Source organism: Terribacillus sp. DMT04 (assembly GCF_019056395.1).
GTDB classification, from domain to species: Bacteria; Bacillota; Bacilli; order Bacillales; family Amphibacillaceae; genus Terribacillus; species Terribacillus aidingensis_A.
On sequence record NZ_CP077639.1, the window covers coordinates 985,438 to 1,003,234 of the forward strand.

9 protein-coding genes are annotated in these 17,797 nt (G+C 42.3%); 8 read left to right on the forward strand and 1 reads right to left on the reverse strand.

Features of this window, described 5'->3' with window-relative positions; genetic code table 11:
- Positions 1-111 precede the first annotated feature (111 nt).
- The 8 genes from KS242_RS05365 to KS242_RS05400 all read left to right on the forward strand — a co-directional run bounded on the left by KS242_RS05365 (position 112) and on the right by KS242_RS05400 (position 16,682).
- Positions 112-5,925 carry a lamin tail domain-containing metallophosphoesterase family protein gene (locus KS242_RS05365; RefSeq protein ID WP_217323331.1) on the forward strand — a complete coding sequence of 1,938 codons (5,814 nt, stop codon included), beginning with the start codon at positions 112-114 and terminating at the stop codon, positions 5,923-5,925.
- A 309-nt stretch (positions 5,926-6,234) separates the two neighbouring features.
- The gene (locus KS242_RS05370; protein ID WP_217323332.1) at positions 6,235-9,081 is read left to right on the forward strand and encodes a 2-oxoglutarate dehydrogenase E1 component; all 2,847 of its coding nucleotides are present in this window, start codon (positions 6,235-6,237) and stop codon (positions 9,079-9,081) included.
- Positions 9,078-10,334: a 2-oxoglutarate dehydrogenase complex dihydrolipoyllysine-residue succinyltransferase gene (gene odhB / locus KS242_RS05375; protein ID WP_217323333.1), complete on the forward strand. Its 1,257-nt coding sequence runs from the start codon at positions 9,078-9,080 to the stop codon at positions 10,332-10,334. Before KS242_RS05370 ends, odhB begins: the two co-directional genes overlap by 4 nt.
- A gap of 114 nt (positions 10,335-10,448) precedes the next feature.
- Positions 10,449-11,942 carry a spore germination protein gene (locus tag KS242_RS05380; protein ID WP_217323334.1) on the forward strand — a complete coding sequence of 498 codons (1,494 nt, stop codon included), beginning with the start codon at positions 10,449-10,451 and terminating at the stop codon, positions 11,940-11,942.
- Positions 11,932-13,038, forward strand: a complete 1,107-nt coding sequence (locus KS242_RS05385) for a GerAB/ArcD/ProY family transporter (RefSeq protein ID WP_217323335.1) — start codon at positions 11,932-11,934, stop codon at positions 13,036-13,038. The genes KS242_RS05380 and KS242_RS05385 overlap by 11 nt, the downstream gene beginning before the upstream one ends.
- The gene (locus KS242_RS05390; RefSeq protein ID WP_217323336.1) at positions 13,035-14,153 is read left to right on the forward strand and encodes a Ger(x)C family spore germination protein; all 1,119 of its coding nucleotides are present in this window, start codon (positions 13,035-13,037) and stop codon (positions 14,151-14,153) included. Before KS242_RS05385 ends, KS242_RS05390 begins: the two co-directional genes overlap by 4 nt.
- A gap of 81 nt (positions 14,154-14,234) precedes the next feature.
- Entirely contained in the window at positions 14,235-15,398 is a 1,164-nt protein-coding gene (gene yhbH, locus KS242_RS05395) for a sporulation protein YhbH (RefSeq protein ID WP_217323337.1), read from the forward strand.
- Positions 15,399-15,608: 210 nt separating this feature from the next.
- Entirely contained in the window at positions 15,609-16,682 is a 1,074-nt protein-coding gene (locus KS242_RS05400; RefSeq protein WP_217323338.1) for an undecaprenyldiphospho-muramoylpentapeptide beta-N-acetylglucosaminyltransferase, read from the forward strand.
- A 174-nt stretch (positions 16,683-16,856) separates the two neighbouring features.
- On the opposite strand, the gene KS242_RS05405 is transcribed toward KS242_RS05400, so the two are convergent.
- Positions 16,857-17,426, reverse strand: coding sequence for a beta-class carbonic anhydrase (locus KS242_RS05405; protein WP_217323339.1), 570 nt, complete (start codon positions 17,424-17,426; stop codon positions 16,857-16,859).
- Positions 17,427-17,797: the final 371 nt, after the last annotated feature.

Here is a 17,797-nt window from a genome sequence, read left to right on the forward strand (position 1 = left end):
TTTTGTCGAAGTCTTCTAAGGACAATTTACAATTCATTCACTTAGTCTTCATATACAGACATTAGAATGAACGATGGGAGACAATTCCCGACAATTGAGAGGGGGAGCTTTATGAAACGTTTTTATCGAGCGGCAGCAGGTCTTAGCGCAAGCTTGCTGCTGATGCAAGCAGTAGTCCCAGCATCTATGCCAGCAGCAAAAGCAGAGGAAAAGCTCCGCGAAAATAAGATTTCCATCACGGAAGTTTATGGGAGCCAAAAGCAAGATGCAGAAGAATTGGCATTCATCGAAGTACACAATGGCACAGATGAAGCGAAAGCGTGGAAAGACTTAAGCGTTATATACAAGAATGGTCAAGAAAAACAGCTTGTCACTCAAGAAGCCGAAGAAGAGATTCCAGCAGGCGGTTATGCTGTTCTTGCTTTGAATCCAGATGCTGAAGCTGCAGATTTTAATGCACATTTTGGAAGCGATATAGCGGATACAGCCTTCACCAATACAACGGAACCCTACATATTTCTAGATGAAGAACAGCAGCTTTCTATTACGGATACAGCCACCGAACAGACCTCCGTCTCTGTATTTCATTTTCAAGATGTGACACAGACAGACAGCATTCACTTCCAAGATAATCAAAAAACACCTACCATCCTCGCAGCACCTTCACCTGGTTCTGCTGAGATTGTACAAGCTCCTGAAGAGAAGGAAGCGGACGGATCTGATCAGAAGAAGCAAGCTGACGAAGAAACCTCTGCTAAAACGGAAGAAGAATCCGATTCGGTAACAAAAAATGAGGTACTAGAAAAGCAACTGGAAGTGCCAAAAGACGAACAGCCTGCTAGCGAAGACGGGCAGGAGAATGCTCCTGGTGAAACAGAGTCTGTTGAAGAGAAGGCGCCACAGTCTGAAAACGAAGAGCAGGAACAAGCCGATAAGAGTGAAAAGGCTGAGCAGCCAACACTCATACATGATCCGGTCATGACAGCCAAAGGCGGCGAGGATCTTACCATTCGGGCAGCTGTTGGGAATAGCAGCGCTGCGTCAGTCATTCTCACCTATATATCCGCACCAGGCATGAGCGAACAAACAGTGGAGATGACGAATAAGGGGGATGGAAATTGGGAAGCGACTGTGCCGAAACACGCGCTTTGGAGCCCAAGTTTTCAGTACAGCATGGAAGTGCAAGGAACAGAGTCTGCGCTGCGCTACCCGGAAGAAGGCTATCAGCAAACAGTGATAGAGCAAACAGATTTAGATTCGCAAGAACAGCCGCCAGTTCTTATTACCGAGATTACACCGGATAGTGATAATATTGGTGGATCTGATGCATATGAGTTTATCGAAGTGTATAACAACTCTGATCAAACGCTGAATTTACAAGATTATAAGCTGGCTTATCAATATCCGGATGGTTCGTCTGCGGATTGGGATATTGATCGTAAAGTACAGCTGGAGCCAACAGGTAAAGCTGTTTTTTGGATTAAGAATGATGCAAACCAGTCATTAAACCTTGCTGATTTTAACAGCCATTATCAAACCAGCTTGAGTGAAGATCAAGTTATTGAGCTTGCTAATAGTGGCATGGCCAACGGATCGAAACGGACAATTGCTTTTCAATCCGACAGCGGAGCTCAGCTTGTATCAGCAAGCTACAATGATGCAGAAGGAATCGATGATACCAAAGTGAATCAAGGTATAACATTTAAAGCTTCTGGGACTTCAGAGATGACAAAGGTTGGCTTGCAGACCTTTGCTTCCCCAGGAGAACTGATAGACGGCCAAGTTCCTGCGGAAACAGTCAAAGTGGAAAAAGATGAGACTGCTCCAGTAATCTCACATGAAGCTGTAAAGGAAATCGCAGTCCCTAATCCTTTATCTATTAAAGCGAAGATAACTGAGGAAAACTTTATTCAGCATGTTACGCTTTTCTTTAAAAAAGAAGGAGACGCTAATTATCAGCAAGTTAACATGCAGCAAGCGGGGGAGTTTTACGAAGCGGAAATCCCTACTGTTGGCTTAGAGGCAGGCACGCTGGAGTATTACATCGAAACATCGGATGGCTTCAATAGTGCTAAAACAGACACATACAAAGTGAACGTAAAAGAGCCAGATACGGACTTCACTGCTTTGCCTGGACTCTTGGTTACAGAAATTACACCAGATTCAATTAATGTAAACGGTGCAGATGGTTACGAGTTTATCGAAGTATACAATAATACAACTGCTCCTATTGATATGCAGAACTATAACTTGACTTACACGTATCCTGATATGAGAGTGACAACGTGGGTTCCAGATGAATCTCCAGTAATTCAGTCGGGAGAAACAGTCGTATTCTGGGTTGACAATGGAGCAAATAGCGATTTGACAGCAGAAGACTTTAATGCCAATTACGATACATCACTTATATTGGGGGAGAATTTATTCAAGGTTCAGACTGGCGGTATGGCAAATGGAAGCCAACGCAGTCTAGGTGTGGCTACCAAAGCGGGCAGTCAAATCGTAAATGCTACCTATAATGAAGTTGATGGTAAGGATGATACAGCTGCTAATATGGGCATTAACTATAAGTACCCGATGGATGGCTCTGTAGATATGCTCAAGTTAGATGCTGGTACAACTGCTGGAACTCCTGGAACCGTAACAGCTGACCAAGTTCCTGGAAGTCCAGTTCAAATCGAAGAAGATAAAGTAGCACCAATAGTGACAGATTTGACGGATAAAGAGATGGTTAAGCAAACGGAAAACTTAGATATTGAAGTAGAAGCCTCTGACGATAAAACTGTTAAGCGTGTAACAGTTTATTATCGTACAGACAATCAGACAGATTTTAAACGGACAGATTTGGCCTTTAATGAACAGTCAGGCTATTATCATCACACAGTTTACACACCTGAATTGATAGGGAAAGACTATGTTGAGTATTATGTTGCAGCGACAGATGGGTTCAATGAAACAAAAACGGAAGCAAAGCGTGTGACTATTGAAAAGGAACAGAAAGAAACCAGCCCCCGTCTGAATGTAGAGGAAGGGCAGCTTCTATCTGGAACTTACAAACTGAAAGCAACATCCGACAAAGCAAAGCAGGATGATATTTCTCTGCTGATTGACGGGAAGGTAGTACCGAAAACCGATAAAGCCCTAGAAACACAAGCATATTTTGCCTTTGACGTGACGGGAATAAATACGTATTTCCAAAATGCTGTCGTTCAAGATGGTGAGGTGTTGCATGTGTTTGATGACTGGATTGAAACGTACACAACGATAACTGTTCCAGTTGATCCAAATACATTAAATCCTGGTAAAAATACAATTAGTATCCACTCTGGAAACAAAGCATCTCCGTTCCAGCTTGAATCTCCTGAGAACAGAGATGACTTTGATGCAAAAAATGTGCGTCTCGTATTAGGCGATGGCACGGTGCTCTATGATCCGGCGTTTGCCGATCCAAATCAAGTGATTGATGTCGGAGATAACGGTAACTACCGTCCAGTACAGGATTTCACTTTTACCATTGACGAGGAAAAATTCCAATCTAATGCTTACACATGGGATACAACAGCAGCAGAAGATGGCGTGCATACAATAGAAGCAAATGATGGACAAGATACTGATAAAGTGTCTGTAACAGTAGACAATACAGCGCCTGTTATAAAGACAGTTATAGAAGATGGGAAATCATATAAAGGTGACTTTGTTATTGATGGCAGTGCTGAAGATGATGGCAGCGGTCTCAGCAGCTTGTCAGCTGAATTGGACGGAGAAGAAATTGGCCTTCCTTATGAAACTTCATCTGCCGCATTAACTGGCGGAGACCATCAGCTTGTGCTGCGTGCAGTGGATAAGGCTGGGAACGAAGAAGTGCGTACAGTTAAATTTGTTACTCCGGCAGAACACCCTGACGCACCGGAATTAATCAAGCCGGAAGATGAAGCGGGAGACGTTGGCAGAAATCCAGAGCTAGAAGTGAAAGTAACGGACCCTACCGATGATGAAATGGATGTTACTTTTTATCAAGGGCATAAGTATAAAGTAAGTCAGGAAAGTGACATTAAAGCATTTAAAAATGCTGCAGATTATGAACCGCCTTCCGACTATGCCCCAAAAGGAGAACAAGCCTTCACAGATACGGATATCGAGAAAGTTGCGAATGTGGACGACAAGTATCTGATCAACGATAGTACGGAACAATTCCCTTATCATCGTTTTGAGGTACCTGTTTCCAAAGACGTAGATAATAAAAATGTCGTTGAAGTGAATTGGAGCGGTAACTCGCTGCCAGGCCGGAAAGTCTCCATGTACGCATGGAACCATAAGGAAGAAGATTGGCAGCTTGTCGATTATAAAGTGGCCGGCGATGAGGACTTTGACTTGCAAGGAACAGTTAATGTGGATCATTTCGTGAAAGACTACAAAATGAATGTGTTAATCCAGGATGAGATTAGCATAGAAGAAGAGGACTATGACTATTCGTTCGTATGGATGTCAGACACACAATATTACACAGAGAGTTATCCGCATATTTACAACGAACAAGTGAACTGGATTGCGGAAAACAAAGACAACTATAATATTGATTATGTCATCCATACTGGTGACTTAGTCAACTTCTCCAATCAGGAATATCAATGGAAAGTTGCAGATAAAGCCATGCAAGTACTTGATGATGCGGGTATTCCTTACGGTGTATTAGCAGGAAACCATGATGTAGAACAAAAGAGCAACGATTACAAGGATTATTACCGTTATTTCGGAGCAGACCGTTTTGAGGACAAGCCTTGGTACGGAGGTTCCTATAAGAATAACCGAGGACATTATGACTTAATCTCCTCTAACGGCAATGACTATATCATGGTCTATCTTGGCTGGGGTATAGATGAAGAAGGTATTGCTTGGGCGGATGCTGTGCTGAAGGCCCATCCTGACCGGAAAGCGATCTTGAATTTCCATGAGTATCTATTATCCTCCGGGAATCGTCATCCTGTTGGTGAGCAGCTATATCAAGAGCTTGTTCTTGATAATAAGAATGTCTTTGCTGTTCTTTGCGGGCATTACCATGCGGCGGATATGCTTGTTGATGAAATTGATGATAATGGCGATGGTGTGACGGATCGAAAAGTATATCAGATGCTGGCTGATTATCAAGCTGGACCTGAAGGCGGGCAAGGATACATGCGCATACTGCTCTTTGACACGGAGACAGACCAAATTAAAGTGAAGACATACTCACCGTATATGGATGATTACAACTATTACGATGAAGAAGAGTTTCCCGGCACGGATGAATTTACAATTGGGCTGGAACTAGATGCGCAGAAGAAGCGCGTAGCTACTAACTATGTGGAAGTAAATGTTTTTGGTACAAAGGAGATTGGCACCGCAGAAAATGTGCAAAGTGGTGATACAGCTTCTGTTACATGGGAAGGCTTAACTGACGACCATGCGTATGCGTGGTATGCTGTTGCAGAAGATGCACATGGCGGAAAGACAAAATCGGATCTTTGGACATTCACAACAAGCGGTGGTGCACCTTCACCTGACGATAATGGAAACGAGCTTCCAGCAGATGACACAAATGGTAACAATCAAGATCCAGATCCAATTAACGGCGGAGAGAAGCCGCCAGGTGACGATAATAACACGAAGGTTGAAGATCCAATTAGCGGCGGCGATACTAGTAAACCGGCAGATCAGCATGATGATGGAGAAACGCCTGTTACCACGGTGCCGCATATACCTTCAGGATTTGATGACGCAGCAAATATAAAGCCTGTTTCGGGCGATAGCGGTAAAACGACAACATTCGGCAGTATTTTGCCGCAAACAGCAAGTCAGCTGTTTAATTATCTCTTAGCTGGAGCCGGACTATTCGTTCTAGGTGTAGCGTTATTCTGGATAAACAAACGTAAGGCGGCAAACAAATAAATAATTGGCGGATAACTGGAAAAAACATTTTCGGTTATCCGTTTTTTAACTTAAAAAAGCAATGATTTTTTCTTATAAAAACAAAAATGTAAAAACGCTTTCAAAATGTTGATATTTATGTAACGTACTTGTACAAATCCTTTTATATCAATAAAGAAAGCGTTTTAAAAATATTTTCATTTTAGTTGTAAGTTTTGTTTCGTTACGGTATATTGAGAGTGTAAATTCCTAACAAGTCACTTAAAATAATTTCCAATTCAAAAGCCTTTTCGATTTTCAAAAAAGTTACTTCTATTGGGGGGAGCAGTCGTGAGACAAAAGGAATCTAGTGAAAGATTCTGGGAAAGCTTCCATGGCCCAAATATGGGTTATGTGGAAGAGCAATACGACAAATACAGGCAAAATCCGGAATCAGTGGATGCATCATTGAAGGAATTATTTGATACGCATGGAGAACCGAGCCTGATGGAGCGTCAAGGGGAAGACGCTCCATCTGCACAGTCGGCGCACGCTCCAGTCAAGAAAATCACAGCAGCTATACAGCTTGTAGAAGCGATCCGCCGCTATGGGCATCTGGAAGCAGATATTTATCCGGTTGGCGGAGATAATGGTGAAACATCTGTACTTACGAAGATGGAAGACTTCGGCTTAACAGAGAGTGACTTACGAGATATACCAGCTAATTTCGTCTGGGAAAAAGCGCCAGACAATGTACATACGGCACTGGATGCCGTACAGCTATTGAAGGAAAGGTATGCAGGAACAACTTCCTTCGAATACGACCATGTCGGCAATCATGATGAGCGCAAATGGCTGCAGGAGCAAATAGAGACTGCATCCTATGTGCCTAATTGGAGCGAAGATGATAAAAAAGCAATTCTAAGACGGCTTACAGATGTTGAGGGGTTTGAATCCTTCTTGTCCCGTACTTTTGTCGGCCAGAAGCGTTTCTCCATTGAAGGTGTCGAATCAATGGTGCCGATGCTTGATGAAGTGATTAAAGAAGCATGCCTTGCAGATACAGACAATGTGATGCTTGGTATGGCACATAGAGGAAGATTGTCCGTTTTGGCGCATGTTTTAGGGAAGCCTTTTGACCTTATCTTCTCCGAGTTTAATCATACGGGAGAGAAAGCACTTCTGCCTTCAGAAGGATCAAAAGGATTGCATGGCGGCTGGACTGGGGATGTAAAGTATCATTTTGGTGCGGTAACAGAGCATCACGAAGGACAAGAGAAGCAGACAACCGTCACATTGGCGAATAACCCTTCACATCTTGAGTTCGTTAACCCGGTAGTAGAAGGTTTTACAAGAGCAGCTCAGGACGACACTTCAAAGCCAGGTTATCCGGATCAAGATCCATCCAAGGCGCTGAGCATACTCATCCACGGAGACGCTGCTTTTATTGGGGAAGGAATTGTAGCTGAAACGCTCAATTTAGGTGATTTGCCCGGATATAGCACTGCCGGTACCGTTCACATAATCGCGAACAACCAGGTTGGGTTCACGACGAACCGCCGAGATGGGCGGTCTACACGATATGCAAGTGATTTGGCGAAAGGCTTTGAAATTCCAATTGTACATGTAAATGCTGATGATCCATTGGCTTGCACTGCTGCAGCACTGCTTGCATTCCAGTATCGTCAGCGTTTCCATAAGGATTTTCTAATTGATCTTGTCGGATACCGCCGTTATGGCCATAACGAAATGGATGAACCGCGTTCGACGCAGCCAATTCTTTATCAGGATATTGACGCACATGATACAGTAGCGAAAATATTTTCTGCTAACTTGGAAAAGGAAAAAATTATCTCAGACCAGGAAGGGTATGAGACGCTCAGTGCGCAAGTAGGTGACCATCTTAAAGAAATCTTCCAAAACATGAAAGAGGAAGAAATAAAAGAGAAAATGCCAAAGGATGAGCCGGAAGCCTTGCGTTGTGATTTGCCGCAGATGCAGACTTCTGTACCAGCTGATACGCTGTTTTCGCTTAACAGACAGCTGCAAAAACGGCCGGAAGGATTTCAGGTATTTAAAAAGCTGACAAAAATTATTTCGAAACGGCACCAGGCATTTGAGGAAGAAGGAAAAGCGGACTGGGCTGTCGGTGAAATTCTAGCGTATGCCAGCATCCTCCAAGAGGGCACGCCAATAAGGTTGACAGGTCAGGATTCCGAGCGAGGCACGTTTGCTCATCGTCATATGGTGCTGCATGATGTGGAGACGGATGCCACGTATTCACCGCTGCACGGACTAGAGGAAGCAAAATCGTTTGCGTTACACAATAGTCCATTATCAGAAGCTGGCGTTATAGGTTTTGAATATGGCTATAGTGTCCAAAATCCGGATACCTTCGTGCTTTGGGAAGCGCAATTTGGTGACTTTGCCAATACGGGACAGGTTCTGTTTGATCAGTTTATTGCTGCAGGCCGTGCAAAATGGGGAGAAGCATCTAATATGGCGATGCTGCTGCCCCACGGATATGAAGGGCAGGGGCCGGAGCATTCAAGCGGCAGGGTAGAGAGATTCCTGCAGCTTGCTGCAGAGAATAATTTGATCGTCGCAAATGTTACAAGCTCATCTCAGCTCTTCCATCTGCTGCGCAGGCAGGCTAAACTTGGCGGAAGAGAAGAAGCAAGACCGCTTGTTCTGATGACACCGAAAAGCTTAATGCGCAGTGCGCGTTTAGCTAGCAAACTAGAAGAATTTACAGAAGGAAGTTTTGCTTCTGTCCGTACGCAGCCGAATAACGAGGCAACGCCAGAAACAGCAAATACTCTCGTATTAGGCAGTGGGAAAGTGATGGTCGATATCGAAGAAGCAATGGAAAAAGAAACTGGTGCTTTTGAAGCACTTCATATCGCCCGCGTTGAACAGCTTTATCCATTCCCAGCTCAGAAAATTAAGCAGATTCTAGCAGATTATCCTTCTATTCGTGAAGTGAAATGGGTACAGGAAGAACCGCGCAATATGGGGGCGTGGACATTTGTTCGCGACAGAATTGAAGCAATCCTGACAGAAGACCAGACGTTAGAATATATCGGGCGTCCAGATCGTGCATCACCTGCAGTAGGTAAGCCTGACATCCATAAGACAGAACAAAAGCAGATTATCAATCAAGCCTTAAAGTTGTCCAAGGGAGGAGTTAGCGTATGAAGGAACTAAAGGTACCAGAGCTGGCAGAATCAATTACAGAGGGAACAATCTCCGAGTGGTTAGTCAATCCGGGCGAACATGTGGAAAAAGGGGATCCTGTTCTGGAATTAGAGACAGATAAGGTAAATGTTGAAGTGAATGCAGAATACAGCGGTGTGCTAAAAGAAATCTTAAAGGATGCTGGTGACGATGTAGAAGTAGGCGATATTATCGCTACAGTTGATGAAAACGGAGAAGCTGGCGAAGAGTCGAACGATTCTGCAGCTGCAGAAGAGACAAAAGCAGAAGCGGCGGCTGTAGCTGAAGCTCCGGCTGAAGAGAAGAAAGCCGAAGCCGCTGAACCGGCAGCTTCTAACAAGAACACACTAGCTTCACCCGCAGCGCGCAAACGTGCGCGTGAGCTTGGCATCAGTCTGGAAGATATTACAGCCCGCGATCCGTTTGGCCGTATCCGTCCGGAAGATGTTGAAGAAGCAGCGAAACCAAAAGAAAAAACCGCTAAGCAGGCAAATGCCGATAAACCGAAACAATCGGAAAAGACAGAATTTGAGAAGCCTGTCGAGCGTGTGAAAATGACTCGCCGCCGTCAAACGATTGCGAAGAGATTAGTAGAAGCGCAGCAAACTTCTGCGATGCTGACTACATTTAACGAAGTTGACATGACAGCAGTTATGAAGCTCCGCAGTGAAAGAAAAGATAAATTCCTAGAGAAGCATGATGTGAAACTTGGATTTATGTCTTTCTTTACAAAAGCAGTTGTTGGTGCGCTGAAAGAATTTCCTTACATCAATGCCGAAATCCAGGATAACGAAATCGTTTTGAAGAAATTCTTTGATGTCGGTATTGCCGTATCTACGGATGATGGACTTGTCGTTCCGGTTGTCCGGGATGCGGACCGTCTTGATTTTGCTGGTATTGAAAGTGAAATCTCCCGCTTAGGTAAGAAGGCTCGTGATAAAGACTTGAGCTTGGATGAGTTAAACGGTGGTTCCTTCACCATCACAAATGGCGGTATCTTTGGCTCACTCGTGTCTACGCCAATCTTGAATACGCCGCAAGTCGGTATTTTGGGAATGCATACAATCCAGAAGCGACCAGTCGCCATGCCGGATGATACTATCCAGATTCGCCCAATGATGTATCTTGCTCTGTCATACGATCATCGTATCGTTGATGGGAAAGACGCGGTCCAGTTTCTTGTACGAATCAAGCAGCTGCTGGAAGATCCATATGATTTGCTCCTAGAAGGCTGATTGTCATATATTAACGTCCTCATTCGTGAGGGCGTTTTTTTGTGCCTGATTTGCTACATATCTTTCCATTACATGTACAAACTAACGGAAATGATTTAGGAAAGGTGCGTCGACATGGGGTTTTTCAAGCAGAAAAAGAAAGAGCCAGTACAGGAAAAAGTCATCCGGGAAGACAAGGTGCCGCCGCATCAATCCACCACTTCTCTGGAAAAGAATGTCGCTTTCATTAAGGAAGAAATGCGTAACTCAGCAGACTTGAAAATTCGACTGCTGCCAGATAGTAAACAGGCGTTAATTTTTTTGGATGATATAACAGACCCTGATAAGATGCAGCGGTATATATTCGAACCGTTATTGAAAACAGATGGAGATATCAGACAAATTAAAGATCGAGAAGAGAGCAGTGATTTAAATAAAGCAGTAACAGCAATTATCGGAGGAAAAGCTGTTTATTTAGTAGAGGGTAATTCCACTTGCTATCTATTTAATGTACAGATGGATGCTAGCAGAACAATTATGGAACCTGTCAATGAAAAGGTTATTAAAGGCTCGCATGATGGCTTTAACGAGGATATTAAGACCAACATCAATCTAATTCGACGCCGTATCCAACACCGCAGCCTGACGGTAAAGAAAATGACGGTTGGCGATTACACAGAATCTGAGATAGCAATGGTTTATGTTGACGGTGTAGTGAACCAGGATGTTACAAAAGAACTTGAAAAAAGAATTAGCAATATAAACACGGATGCGCTTCTCAGTGCAGGAGCGTTTACGGAGTATATTGAAGACCGGTCGTACAGTATTTTTCCGCAATTTTTAAGTACAGAAAGACCAGACAAAACAACAGCATTATTAATGGAGGGCAGAATCGCTATCCTGTTTGCTAATAACCCGACATGTCTAATTGCACCGGTCACCTTCTTCGCCTTCTATCAAACGCCGGATGATTATAATACACGTTGGATTGTCGCCACCTATCTACGGCTGATACGTTTATTCAGTTTCATTATATCCATTACCTTGCCCTCCTTTTATATCGCGGTTATCGGATTTCACTATGAAGTCATTCCTGAACAGTTGATTGCTCCTGTTTTGGGATCAATCAGGGACATAGCTTATCCGCCGCTGGTAGAAGCAGTTCTAATGGTTACCATATTAGAAGTCATACGCGAAGCAGCTATTCGTCTGCCTTCCCCAATCGGTTCTACCATTGGTATCGTAGGGGGACTCGTTATCGGGGATGCGATTGTAACAGCAGGTTTGGTTTCAAACTTAATGGTAATTGTGATTGCTCTTACATCACTTGCTTCTTATGTGGTTCCATCGAATGAAATGAGTGATGCGCTGCGTCTATTAACGTTTCCGCTCTGTATATTGAGTGCCGTATTAGGTTTTATTGGCATCGGATTTGGACTGCTTTTGCTGCTGATTCATCTGTGCAGAATTGAGTCATTAGGTCTGAGTTATTTTACTCCAATTCAATTCCGAGATATAAAAGATACGATTATTCGCGTTCCGCAGTTTTTAATGAAGCGCCGCCCCGAACAGCTCAATTCGCCTCGACCTTATAAATCAAATAAACTTGGTGAAAATAATGGCAAGTAATAGGAATCAGAAGATCACATTATCTCAATTGGCTTATATTTATATCCAAAGTCAAATTGGTGTAGATATATTAAATCTCTCCACAGTATTGCATAGATCGGCGGGTGCTGACGGTTGGGTTACATTGGTTATTGGCGGATTAATATCCATTATTTTTGTCTTGATGATTACCCATACGAGCAAATGTTATCCTGGTGAAGACTTATTCGGCATTTTGAAAAGTAGCTTAGGCAAGAGACTCGGAAGTTTAGCAGGATTTGGTTATTATGTTTATTTTCTTGTTGTTGCTATTTACCTCTTAACATCATATGGGGAATTGATTAACCAATGGCTGCTGCCAGAGACTCCGGTTCTCGTGCTGTATTTACTGCTTTTAATAAGTGCGCTTTACACCATTTCAGGGGGACTTACAGTTATTGCGAAAGTATTCACATTCTTTGCGGTCGTATTATTTTTAATTTCTGCTTTGTTTCTGTTTGGACTTGTAGATTCTAAACTCATCTACTTACAGCCAATGGGTCAAGCAACGTTTTCGGGTTATCTAGATGGAGTCAGTGTGAGTGTGTATTCGTTAAGCAGTTTTGTTCTGCTATTCTTATTCCTTCCTTTTACACAAGGCAGCTTCAAACAAAAGAGGCGTGTTGCTGTTGGAGCAAATATCGTCGTCACATTGTTTTACCTTTATACGGTTTTAATTTCATTCTGTCACTTTGGGTCTGAACAGTTGGAGCGTATTTCGCAGCCAATACTTTATATGCTGCAGACTGCAGATACACCGATTATTACAAGGATTGATATATTTGTTCTTTCCTTATGGACGGTGTTCGCAATGACAGCATTTGCTTCTTATCTATATGCGGCAGAAAGGGCATTTGCAAAACTTCCTAAGGCCAAAAAGAAAATGATCAATGTGTATACTACTTCACTTATCGTACTGGCTGTTTCAATGTGGGGAGGACTAAACGAAAGAAATCTAAGAATGATTATTGATTTTCAAGATAAAATTACTGAGTATTTTACGCTGGGCATTCCTATCTTATTGTTTCTTTTAACCTTTCTTCGCCGAAAAGATAAACAAGGGGGGACAGCTTCATGAAAAGACTAACTATTGTTTTAATAAGCTGTACCCTTGTATTGGCAGGGTGTTGGGATACGAGAGAATTCAAGGAAGTTAAACTTGGTATTACGGCAGCGTATGATTTAACCGATGATAACGTCTATCAAAATACAATCTTAATACCAAACGTCCAAAATAGTGCAGCTGGACCAGGCCAGGAATCAGTTCAGTTTCTTACAGCTACCGGAGGCACTCCGCAAGAAGCGCGGGCTAATATCGACAGGCGGTTATCTTCGTCTTATAGTCCAGTGCAGCTTGACGTTTTACTTTTAGGTGAGAACTTAGCTAAACAAGATATATATCCGTATGTGGATGCCTTTTACCGTGACCCGCGTTTGCATTTAGATGCAGTGCTAGCTGTGGTTAAGGGAGATGCTAAGCAAGCATTAAAAGTAGTTCCGGAATCAGAGATGCGTCCTAGTGAATATATAGAAGGAATACTCGAATCCAAAGTAGAAACGACAAGTTCTTTAGAGGTAAATCTGCAAACGATTGGAGCGGAGCTTTTCGAGGAGGGGCAGGATTTTGTTACGCCAGCCATGAAGGTAGGGGATGGCGGCAAAACTGTTTCTTATGAAGGACTGGCTCTCTTCAAAGGTTCAAGTTATACCGGAAAAGATATACCATTTGGTCACACGACTTTATTTTTATTAATGAAGAATGTGAAAGGACGAGTGGCTAGCATGACAATAAAGCTTTATGACGGAAAAGAGCCAGATCCTACGAACTATGTTTCGGTACACGTGGAGGATTACGCTAGTAAAATTAAATCGAAACCAAGCAAGGAACATAAAGTAAGAACAGATATTAATCTTGATATAACGGTGATGATTGAGGAGTATCCATCAGATAATCTTTCACTCTCTGTCTTACCTAGACTTAAAAAAGATATGGAAAAAGCTCTGACCAAAGAAGCAGAGGATATCATAAAAACTATGCAAGATGCTGGTTGTGATGCATTCGGCATTGGCCGGACCATTTACGGCCATTATCCGGACTATTGGAAAACAATTGATTGGGATAAAGATTACAAAGATATAGAGATAGTTCCGCATATCAAATTAAATATCCGGACACGCGGAATTTTCAGATAATTTAACTCTTTTCTGGAGTTTGTTTAATCAATGCCGGCTGTCCTGCATAAGATAGACTAATTATCTTAAGGAGGCTGGCGAATGACTGATTCCAACCATTTTGCAGTGTCAGAAGAAGACTGGTCCCTCCATCGAAAAGGATATGATGATCAAAAACGGCATCAAGATAAGGTTCAGGAAGTGTTGAAAAATAAATTGCCCGACTTGATAACAGAAGAAAATATCATCATGTCTAATGGAAAAGACTTGATCAAAATCCCGATCAGGTCATTGGATGAATACAAAATCCGCTATAGTCAGGATAAAAACAAACATGCAGGTCAAGGAAAAGGAAACAGCAAGGTCGGAGATGTACTTGGACGCGCCGGTGAACAGCAGAAAGCTCCGGGTAAAGGGCAAGGAGAAGCTGGCGACCAGCCTGGTCACGATTATTACGAAGCAGAAGTCTCGTTTGAAGAGCTTGAGGAGAATTTTTACAGCCAGTTGGAATTGCCTAATTTAGTACAAAAAGATGAAAAACAGATGATTGTAACCGATATAGCTTTTAATGACATTCGTAAAACAGGTCTGACCGGAAATATTGACAAGAAAAGAACGATGTTAGAAGCATTTAAACGTAATGCATTGGGAGGCAGTTCTTCGTTTGCGCCAATTTATCCAGAAGATGTGCGGTATAAGACGTGGGATAATATTGAAAAGCCGGATTCGAAAGCAGTCGTGCTTGCAATGTTGGATACAAGTGGCAGTATGGGAAATTGGGAGAAATATGTTGCCAGAAGTTTCTTCTTCTGGATGACACGTTTTCTTCGGACCAAATATGAGACAGTAGAAATTGAGTTCATTGCGCACCATACGGAAGCGAATGTTGTCGATGAAGAGTCCTTTTTCTCAAAAGGAGAAAGCGGCGGCACAATTTGCTCTTCAGCTTACAAAAAAGCATTGCAGCTAATTGATGAGAAATATCCACCATCTGCTTACAATATTTATCCATTTCATTTTTCAGATGGTGATAATTTGACTTCTGATAACAGCAGATGTGTCGGGTTAATTAATCAGCTGATTGAAGTATCTAGCCTATTCGGCTATGGGGAAGTTAATCAATACAATCGCCATTCAACATTGATGCAGATTTTTCGCAAGCTGGAGCACCCTAAGTTCAAATATTATGTACTCCGTAAGAAAACAGATGTATTCTATGCCATGCAGCAATTTTTCTCAAATGAGAAAGCAGAAGTTTCCGTATGAGCAGCAGGATTTTCCTGCTGTTCTTTTTTAATTGTGGCAAAAAATGGACAGGAAAAGCATATATTGGTCATGTGACAAAAAGCCCTTTCTTTTTTTGGCGATATCCATTAGGATAGAATAGGCGAAGAAATGTTTCGTTTATATTACAAATAAATTACAGTTATATTAAATAGAGAAGTGCTTTTAATGGGAAAGGGAAGGATTTACAACATGAAGGAAAAACGGATTCTATTTACGGGGGGCGGCACAGCTGGCCATGTAATCGTGAATGTGGCTTTGATCCCTGTTTTCTTGCAGGAGGGGTGGAAGATCGATTATATCGGTTCAAAAAATGGCATTGAACGTGATTTAATCGAGCCGTTAGAAGGCGTTACGTATCACAGTATATCCACTGGAAAACTGCGGCGCTATATGTCTAAAGAAAACTTTAAAGATCCTTTTAAGGTGATGAAAGGAACGATGCAGGCTTATCGAATTATGGGGAAAGTGAAGCCGCATGTTATTTTTTCTAAGGGCGGATTTGTTTCCGTTCCAGTTCTGTTTGCATCATGGCTTCGCAACCTGCCTGCTGTTATTCATGAATCAGATATTACACCGGGATTAGCAAATAAGCTGGCAATGCCGTTTGCGAAGAAGATTGTTACGACCTTTGCTGAAACAGTTTCCCACGTGTCTGCTAAAAAGGCGGAGTGGGTCGGTGCAGTAGTCCGGGATGAACTTATCCAAGGCAACCGGCGCGTAGGGCTGGAGAAGCTGGGTTTTTCTCCTGAAAAATCTGTTCTGCTTATCATGGGCGGCAGCGGCGGCTCTCAGATCATCAACGAATCCGTTCGTTCGAGTCTGGATACGTTATTGCAGGAGTTTCAGATTGTCCATATTTGCGGAAAGAATCAATTAGATGAATCTGTCAAAAGAGAAGGCTATGTCCAGTTTGAATATGTGAATGAAGGGCTGAATGACTTGTTTGCGGCATCTGATTACGTACTGTCCAGAGCAGGATCGAATGCAATCTTTGAATTCCTTGCATTGCGCAAACCAATGCTGCTCATTCCATTATCCAAGAAGGCAAGCCGCGGGGATCAGCTGTTGAACGCTAGCTCGTTCAAAAAACAAGGTTATGCTGATGTACTAGAAGAAGAAGAACTGACTAGTGCATCGTTAATTCAGCATTTGCAGGATCTAAAAGAACATAGAAATGAAATTCTGCGTAATATGAGCCATTATGAAAGCCAAGAAGCAAAACAACGCGTAATTGAAATTATAAAAGAACAAGCTAAAAATTAATTTAGTGTTAAAGGGTAGTTCGTCCATTTGGGATGACTATCCTTTTTTATGTAAACCAGTACCAGTACGTGAAAAATCTATTCGTTATCAAATTAGAGGATTATTAGAAAAATGAAAAGGATCACGCATATTAGATATGTCTAATTGTGTGATCCTTTTCTTTCATGTCAACATTTAATTATTTGTTTTCTCATAGCCGTTCCGGATGGTAGTCAATTCACCAGTAGCTGGATCGATAACGAGCGCATGGACGGGAACATTGGTCGGGAGAAGAGGATGATTTGCAATGAGTGATGCACTGCTTTCCACCGATTCTTCTACACTGTTAAAGCCATTAAACCACGTATTGGCAACGTCTTCGCTATCTGCTTGGCGTAAATAGGTTTCGACGTCTCCGCCTTGTTTGCCGATTTGTTCCAGCAAGTCTGCTCCATGAAGATGATGCATACCACAGTCTTTATGACCGATTACAAATACTTCTTCTCCTTTTAAGGCATGAACAGCTACTAAAATACTCTTCATCGCACTATCAGAAGTATCCACAAGCATAGCGCCTGCGTTTTGGATAATCTTCGCGTCACCATTTTTCAAATTAACTGCTTTAGGCAGCAATTCGAGTAAGCGGGCATCCATACAAGTTAGAATGACAGCCTTCTTGGAAGGAAACTTGTCTGTTTCGTAAGGTGTATATGCTTTGTCTTCAACGAATTTCTGGTTATGAACTAAGATGTCATCTAATAACATAGATTAAGCCACTCCTTTATTACATTGTCTTTTCTAGTCTACCATATCAGCACAACTGTTTACATATTGTTTATTATGCAAATTATTTGAAAATAATATTGACCGTTTAGAAATGATATGTATATACTTATTATGCATAAATTAACAATGGAGAGGAGGAACCCAAGATGAATAACCGGAAACGAGCATTATTCAGCCAATTTCATACTGGGCAGTTCCTCCTTTGTTCGGAATCTTGATCATTTGTCTTATCAATTGAAGAGGTCTGCCGCAATCGCTTGCTGCATACTTTAGGAACGTGTACGTCTGCGGGCGTGCGCGTTTTTTTATGCCTAAATTACAAGATTATTGATACAGGCTGAACATGCTAT

Excerpts from the sequence above, each read along its gene's own strand:
- KS242_RS05365 (WP_217323331.1), top strand. The coding sequence starts at position 112 with ATGAAACGTTTTTATCGAGCGGCAGCAGGTCTTAGCGCAAGCTTGCTG.
- odhB (WP_217323333.1), top strand. The coding sequence starts at position 9,078 with ATGAAGGAACTAAAGGTACCAGAGCTGGCAGAATCAATTACAGAGGGA.
- KS242_RS05380 (WP_217323334.1), top strand. The coding sequence starts at position 10,449 with ATGGGGTTTTTCAAGCAGAAAAAGAAAGAGCCAGTACAGGAAAAAGTC.
- KS242_RS05385 (WP_217323335.1), top strand. The coding sequence starts at position 11,932 with ATGGCAAGTAATAGGAATCAGAAGATCACATTATCTCAATTGGCTTAT.
- KS242_RS05390 (WP_217323336.1), top strand. The coding sequence starts at position 13,035 with ATGAAAAGACTAACTATTGTTTTAATAAGCTGTACCCTTGTATTGGCA.
- yhbH (WP_217323337.1), top strand. The coding sequence starts at position 14,235 with ATGACTGATTCCAACCATTTTGCAGTGTCAGAAGAAGACTGGTCCCTC.
- KS242_RS05400 (WP_217323338.1), top strand. The coding sequence starts at position 15,609 with ATGAAGGAAAAACGGATTCTATTTACGGGGGGCGGCACAGCTGGCCAT.
- KS242_RS05405 (WP_217323339.1), bottom strand. The coding sequence starts at position 17,426 with ATGTTATTAGATGACATCTTAGTTCATAACCAGAAATTCGTTGAAGAC.